3 protein-coding genes are annotated in these 5945 nt (G+C 38.3%); all 3 read left to right on the forward strand.

From position 1 onward, the window contains the following. A partial coding sequence (locus PVV70_RS09545) for a YadA-like family protein (protein ID WP_273759000.1) occupies window positions 1-386 on the forward strand: 386 nt, incomplete at its 5' end. 614 nt (window positions 387-1000) lie between these two features. Continuing rightward, on the forward strand, window positions 1001-1162 hold the full coding sequence (locus tag PVV70_RS09550) for a YadA-like family protein (protein ID WP_404977249.1): 162 nt from the start codon (window positions 1001-1003) through the stop codon (window positions 1160-1162). Window positions 1163-1978: 816 nt separating this feature from the next. After that, the coding region (locus tag PVV70_RS09555; RefSeq protein WP_273759001.1) for a hypothetical protein at window positions 1979-5945 on the forward strand (3967 nt) is incomplete at its 3' end.

Below are 5945 nucleotides of genomic sequence, written 5' to 3' on the forward strand. Positions count from 1 at the left end.
ATACGGATCAGCAGATGAAGATAGTCCTTGAAGATGCAAAGAAGTATACGGATGAGCACATCAATGATATAGCCAACAATAGTGTTAGTGAGTCCAAAGCTTATACAGATATGAAGTTTGAGACGTTAAATTATGCCATTGAGGATGTCCGCAAGGAGGCAAGACAAGCTGCTGCTATTGGCTTGGCAGTATCGAATTTAAGCTATGACGATACACCAGGAAAATTAAGTTTTTCATTTGGTAGTGGTTTATGGCGCAGTCAATCCGCATTTGCTATTGGGGCTGGTTATATGTCTGAAAATGGAAGATTTCGCTCTAACATATCTGCAACAAGTGCTGGGGGGCATTGGGGGGTAGGTGCTGGATTTAGGATAACACTGAATTAACAATAGAGAATCCAAAATAAATTTTCCTTCTCTTATTAAATGCGTCATATGTGGTATTTTAAGAGAAGGAAAGTTATTTTCGTCATAAATGAATAGCAATAGAAGATAAGGGTGTATTTCGAGTAAAAATGTATTTTTTATTGTGAAATTTTATATGAAAAAATCGTTTATCATCTCCAAAAGGAATTATTTGAATAATCGATATTTCTTTTTAAGAGAGTTTTTTCCTTATAAGAGAAATATATATTACAATAATATTATTAATGAATGCGCATTATTTTCTTATGACAAGATAGGGGGGATTATTTTGCAATAATTCTACTTCTGATAAGATTGTTATTGGATTGTATAATGACATAAAAGGTGATCAATTACATAACAGTGCGCAGCAGATTAAGATAGTTTTTGGTGATGCGAAAAAATATACAAATAAATGTTTTGCTGAATCCATAGGATAATGCGATGAGTAATGGTGTTAATGATGTAAAATTTTACACGGATACAAAATTTGAAGCATTAAGATATGATATTAGGACAGCTCAGAAAGAAGCAGGATAAGCAGCGGCTGTTGGTTTAGCGTATCTAACTTACGGTACTTCGACGAACCAGGGTCTTTGAGTGTCTCATTTGGTAGCGGCGCATGGCGTGGACAATCCGTATTTGCTATTGGAGCTGGCTATACATCTGAAAACGGAAAAATTCGCTCTAATCTCTCTGCCACGAGCGCTGGTGGTCATTGGGGAATAGGTGGTGCAATCACTCTGAAAATAAAATAATACGAACAACGAAAACTGAAAAAAATAATCACCCTCATTTATTGAAATGAGGGTGATTTTTTTTACAGACGCACAGTATTTAACTAGAGATAATATTTGATGACGCTATAAACTTTGAGATTTTATAGAAAATCTTTATATGCGTTTATTGCAAAAATATCACAATAGAATCCATATTGCTAAAAAGTCATATTTTTATGTTGCTATTTTCTTGAACAGTCTATAATAGTACAGAAATGTATATTAGTAAGACTCATTTTGATAAAATAACTTTCAAAGGGGGGGATAAGCAGTGCGTAAAGATAAAAAGAATATCACAAAATCGCGCATATATCATTACATGATATTTTGAAAAGAGAAAACCTAACTAATAAGCCAATCATCCAAGGGAAACCATATCTCGAACATATAAAAATATTTTTTTTACTTTACTTGTTATTAAAAAAAATGCTTTTTAATAAAACTAAAGTCTATAATTAGGAAAATACATAACAAAACCTTTGTAAAACGATTTTATAGTAACAACTACCAAGTAAAAAGTAATATCAAATATGAAAAACCTTTTTAGTTAGTAAAAAACAGCACATTAAAACCCTTAGAATCTAAATGTGTCATATTTATGTCCGAAAAGCACAACCAAAAAAATATTTAGATCTCATTATAGAAAGCACAAACAAAACAAGATTAAAGACTCAAAATGTTCATGCTCTAAGCAATGATTCTCTAACTTCAAATTCAAGAGAAATCAATAATGCTGAAATGTGTCTTTTTTATGTTTTGGAGGTGTTTTTAGGTTTTTTCATTGGAGAGTTTGTTATGAAAAAATTATATGCCCCACAAGCAACGAGTGAATTAAAGCGTTCTCGTTTTTCTTTTGTTAAAATTCTTTCGTTGGCTACAGTGGCTACATTTTTATCGAGTGTTGCTCCTGTTTTTTCAGCAAATTCTGATTTTAGAAACGTATTTCTCGAAGGTGTTAACAGTGCTGGTATCTCTTATCCACAAAGCATTGTCTCTGTTGCTGGTTTGAATGCTTCTTCTGTTTCAAAAGAGGATTATTTAACAGTACTCAATAAAGCAGGAGCAGAAAAGGTTAAAACTTCTAGTGACTATGCAAATTTTTTAACTAGAACTCTGTCTGGTAAGAATGATGAGAGCTCTATAATAAATGTTTTGGTAGAAGACAGCGATTCTGCGCAAAGATATGTGCAAGATATATTAAAAGTTGGGAATGCTGCACTGTTAAAAGCGCCAAAAACATTTGTAAAAGGAGATTTTAATAGGGAAGAGGAATCTTCTGATGTTTTTGCACCAGCGTTTGACTACACCATAACAAAACGATTGATTCCTATTAATGAAATGCTGCGAGAGACAAGAGCTAATCAAGGTGTTATGCTGGGAGAGAACGCAAAAGCAACTGAATATTCGAGTATTGCAATAGGCAGAGAAGACCCCGAATGTAAAAATATAGAAGGTAAGCTTGGTTGCACCGCAGCGCGAGCCTTAGCTGAGAGAGCTATAGCTATAGGTTTAGCATCTGTCGCTCAGAATTTTCAAGGAATTGCTATTGGTGCTGTTGCAAACGCAAGCGCTGATAATGCTGTTGTCCTAGGTGCTTTTGCATCTGGACAGGGGAAAGGCAGTACTGCTTTAGGGCATTCCTCAAAAGCATTAGCAGAGGATAGTATTGCTTTAGGCCATATTGCAACCGCATCAGGAAAACAAGGTATTGCTATAGGTCTTTTGACAAAAGTATCAGGAGATCAAGGTATTGCAATTGGTAATGGCGCAAATGCATCAAAAGAGAAAGGTGTTGCTCTAGGTGCCAGCGCTTCTGCGAATGGGGATAGAAGTATTGCCCTTGGTGATTACGCAAAAGTATCAGGGGACATGAGTGTTGCTTTGGGTGCTGACGCAACGGCGTCAAAAAAAGATAGCATTGCTATAGGCCACAGGGCGCAAGCTTTGGGTGTAAATAGTATCGCAATAGGTAACTATAATGCGGGTGAAAGTATTACAAAAGCAGAGGGTAGTTTTGCAACAGTTGTGGGAGATTTTGCGACTGCTGGAAAAGATTATGCTACTGCTTTTGGTGCGGGTTCAGATGCATTAGGAACATATTCTGTTTCTATGGGATATAAAGCAAAAGCAGGAGCGGATAGCAGCGTTGCTATGGGTGTTTATGCAAGTGCATCAGGAGGGAGTGGTATTGCAATTGGTTCTTATGCAAATGTAACAGTTGAGGGTGGTGTTGCTATCGGGAACGACTCTGTGTCCGATAGGGCTGCTGGTGTTTTTGGGTATACATCTCTTCTGCAAGGGCCGGCTACAAACACCGAATCCCAATGGAAAAGTACGAGAGGCGCTGTGAGTGTTGGTAATCTTGATAAGAATATAACACGACAAATCACAGGTGTGGCAGCTGGTAGCAAACCTGCCGATGCAGTGAACCTTAGACAGTTGCAAGACTTAGAGGAAGTTGTAAGAAAACACGGCTGGAAACTGTCTGTTGGCGGTGAGAATGGCAAGACTGTTCTTATGGACAGCGATGTAGATTTTTCCACTGGAAGTGAAAATTTTAAAATTACCAAAGGTGATAAAGATAATAAGGTACAATTTGATCTGGCTAAAGACGTTACGTTAACAAGCTTAAAAGCAGGTACAAATACCTTAGATGCAACGGGTTTAGTGATTGAGAATGGTCCGAAAATAACAACGGGTGGTATTGATGCTGGTAGTAAGACAATAACAGGCATTAAAGAAGGTTCGCTCTCAGCAGAATCGACCGAAGCAGTAACTGGTTCCCAGCTTTTTGCAGCAAATAATGAAATTGCTGATGTAAGAGACAGTATTCTTGTTAAGCAAGTAGCAGAGATGACTTTAGCGCGCAGTCTGCGTGATGGAGGAGCAGGTCTTATCACGATTGGTAGAGGAACTGGTGGTAACGAAATCAGTATTCTAAATAAGGATAATGGAGCCCGGAAACTTTCCGGTTTACTCGGCGGGACAATCAGTGAATCTTCAGACGAAGCCGTAAGTGGTGGTCAGATTCATACCCTAGGGAGCAGTGTTGCATCTTATTTTGGTGGTGGTGCTAGCTATGAAAGTGGCGCTTGGACTGCTCCAAAATTCACTGTTAAGTCCGTTAAGGATGATGGCGAAACAGAAAACAAAGAATATCCTGATGTAGCGAGTGCTTTGAGTGAAGTTGGTACTTCTATCACGAATGTTCAGAATAAATTGACTGAACAGGTTAATAATGTGATTAACAAAGTGGAAAGCGAAAGCTTTGTTCAGCAAGACAAAACAACGCATCGTCTCACTATTGGCGCAGCAGTAGAAGGCAGTGAAATCAATATCTCCAATAAGGATAAAGAGGATAGGATACTTTCTGGTGTTGGGGAAGCGACAAAAAACAATGAAGCGGTTAACAAAGGTCAACTTGATAAAGGTTTGAAAGATCTTTCTGATAATCTTCAGTCTGATGAATCAGCCGTTGTTCATTATGATAAAAAAGCTGGAGAAACTGGCGGCATTAATTACACAAGTGTGACATTTGGTGGTAAAGATAAGACAGCTGTAGGTCTCCATAATATTGCTGATGGTAAGATTTCCGAGGATTCACATGATGCAATTACGGGTGGACAGATTAATAAAATTGGTGAGGATGTTGCGAAATTTTTAGGTGGAGAAGCATCTTTTGAAAATGGAGCCCTTACACAGCCAACGTATAAATTATCGTATATTGCTAAAGATGGAGTTGTAACAGAGAGTTCGTTCCAAGGTGTTGGCACAGCGTTTAGTGGTCTTGATACGAATATCAAGAATGTGAATGATCGTATTAAGGAAGTCTCAGAAGGTGTTGCGAAGGATTCTTTGAATTGGAGTAGTACTGAGGGTGCTTTTGTAGCGCAGCATGGAACAGGGGATACGAAAGCAAATAGCAAGATTACGTTTCTTGCGGAGGGTTCTATTGCGGCAGGCTCGAGTGATGCAGTCACGGGTGGTCAGATTAATACGATTGTTTCGGGTGTTACAAGTGCATTAGGTGGAAATGCATCATTTAGTGTTGATGGTACTTTTACAGGTCCCACCTATGGCTTATCGAAGGTTTCAAAAACGGGTGATGTCACAAAAGAATCGTATGAAGGTGTTGAAAAAGCCTTTAAAGGAATTGATGAGAATATCAAGACTGTAAACGCTCGCATTAAGGACGTCTCAGAAGGCGTTGCACAGGATTCTTTATTATGGAGTAGTACTGAGGGTGCTTTTGTGGCGCAACATGGGGAAAAAGATAGCAAGGCAAATAGCAAGATCACATCACTTGCCAATGGGGATATTACGCAAGCTTCCACGGATGCGATTAATGGTGGTCAACTTTATTCGATGAATGAGACACTAGCAAAGTATTTTGGTGGTGAGACTAAATATGAGGAAGGCAAATGGACCGCCCCAACTTTCACGCTTAAGAGCTACAATGCAGATGGCACGGAAGGTGATTTACAGCAACATCATAATGTAACGGAAGCCTTTGCAGGAATTGATAAGAATCTCACGAACGTCGTCAAAAACTTTAATGAAAAAGTCAATAACATTAAGGAATCTGTGCAAGGCGATGCATTGTTGTGGAGTGATAGTGACAAAGCGTTTGTAGCGCAGCATGGATCAGGAGATACGAAAGTTAATAGTAAGATTAAGTATCTTGCCAATGGTACCATTGCAGCAAATTCAACGGATGCGGTCAATGGTTCGCAACTTTTTGAGACAAATAAGGCTGTTGCAA

This window comes from Bartonella sp. AU55XJBT (genome assembly GCF_028618525.1).